Here is a 1,177-nt window from a genome sequence, read left to right on the forward strand (position 1 = left end):
AAATCCGCAGCTTCGGCATATAGTTTTAGCCCCGTTACATCTTCCGCGCAGGCCGACTCGACTAGTGAGCTATTACGCTTTCTTTAAAGGGTGGCTGCTTCTAAGCCAACCTCCTAGCTGTCTATGCCTTCCCACATCGTTTCCCACTTAACTATAATTTTGGGGCCTTAGCTGGCGGTCTGGATTGTTTTCCTCTTGACTACGGACGTTAGCACCCGCAGTCTGTCTCCCGGATAGTACTCATTGGTATTCGGAGTTTGCATCGGTTTGGTAAGTCGGGATGACCCCCTAGCCGAAACAGTGCTCTACCCCCAATGGTATTCGTCCGAGGCGCTACCTAAATAGCTTTCGGGGAGAACCAGCTATCACCGAGTTTGATTAGCCTTTCACCCCTATCCACAAGTCATCCCCTGGCTTTTCAACGACAGTGGGTTCGGTCCTCCAGTTAGTGTTACCCAACCTTCAACCTGCTCATGGATAGATCACCCGGTTTCGGGTCTACACCCAGCAACTAAACGCCCTATTAAGACTCGATTTCTCTACGGCTCCCCTAATCGGTTAACCTTGCTACTGAATGTAAGTCGCTGACCCATTATACAAAAGGTACGCAGTCACCAAACAAGTTGGCTCCCACTGCTTGTATGCATGCGGTTTCAGGATCTATTTCACTCCCCTCACAGGGGTTCTTTTCGCCTTTCCCTCACGGTACTGGTTCACTATCGGTCAGTCAGGAGTATTTAGCCTTGGAGGATGGTCCCCCCATATTCAGACAAGGTTTCACGTGCCTCGCCCTACTCGACATCATTATCTAAGCCCTTTCGCGTACAGGACTATCACCTACTATGGTCGCACTTCCCAGAGCGTTCCACTAAAGCTTAGATAACTTAATGGGCTTTTCCCCGTTCGCTCGCCGCTACTGAGGGAATCTCAATTGATTTCTTTTCCTAAGGGTACTGAGATGTTTCACTTCCCCTCGTTCGCCTCATAAACCTATGTATTCAGTTTATGATACCCGCCTTATAGCGGGTGGGTTTCCCCATTCAGAAATCTCCGGATCACAGGATATTTGCCGCCTCCCCGGAGCTTATCGCAGGCTATTACGTCTTTCATCGCCTCTGACTGCCAAGGCATCCACCACATGCACTTAATTACTTGACTATACAACCCCAAACAGTCG

1 rRNA gene is annotated in these 1,177 nt (G+C 49.5%); it reads right to left on the reverse strand.

The features are described from left to right. Window positions 1–1,158: ribosomal RNA gene (locus tag FTU05_RS17710) — 23S ribosomal RNA — on the reverse strand; the annotation flags it as partial. Window positions 1,159–1,177: the final 19 nt, after the last annotated feature.

Source organism: Acinetobacter sp. YH12049 (genome assembly GCF_013419875.1).
GTDB lineage: Bacteria > Pseudomonadota > Gammaproteobacteria > Pseudomonadales > Moraxellaceae > Acinetobacter > Acinetobacter amyesii.